The following is a 696-nucleotide window of genomic DNA, read 5'->3' as shown; positions in this document are numbered from 1 at the left end:
ACATCACGCAGCGAACCATGGTCTTTAAAGTTAGCATTTACTAACAGCGAATTCAGGCTAGCGTCTGCAATACTGACTGTGCCTTCCGCCAAGTGACGTTTGCCTTGGTTACTCCAGCGAAGCTGTTCAATATCGAGTCGACGAGTTTCGCCCGATACCGATTTGTACCAGACGCGTGAATTCGTAATGGTGAAGTCTTCAAACTGGCGCAGCAATAGTGAGTCCAGCTGATCAATCAGCTTAACTTCATTTTGGTCAACATCAGTGGTCGGCTCTTGATTGCTCGACGTAGGTAGAAGATCGACCGTGCGAATATCTAATGCCAAGTTATGAATGGTTAAGTCTGCCACGACGGGCTTAAACTGAAGTAATGATTGAATCAAATCGAATTCAATTTGAATTTCATCAACGGCGAATCGAGCTTCTTGGTTATTCGGTAAGTTAGCTTCTAAGCCGAGTAACGCGATAGAGGGATGGCTATTACGCCAAGAACCAGCAACGCTGGAGATAGAAAAGTCAAAACCTGTGCCTTGTTTGACCCAGGTTTTGATCTCTTCTTGGAAGTGGTTAAGTTGTGGCAATGTGACGCGTAGAGTGGTCACTAGAATGGCTAAAAAAACCAAGACAGTGACTAACGTCCACGCGCAAAAACGCCCAAAACGGTTAAAACCAGAATTCACAAATGTTCCAATTACA

The 696-nt window shown here is 44.7% G+C and carries 1 pseudogene; it reads right to left on the bottom strand.

Annotated features, from left to right (window positions below):
• Window positions 1-680 (bottom strand): annotated as a pseudogene (locus R7Q46_RS27220) (hypothetical protein); the annotation flags it as partial.
• Between the last annotated feature and the right edge of the window lie 16 nt (window positions 681-696).

It is taken from the genome of Vibrio sp. 811 (genome assembly GCF_033339195.1).
The sequence above is the reverse complement of the archived record's forward strand: the minus strand, read 5'-3'. Positions and strand labels throughout refer to the sequence as shown.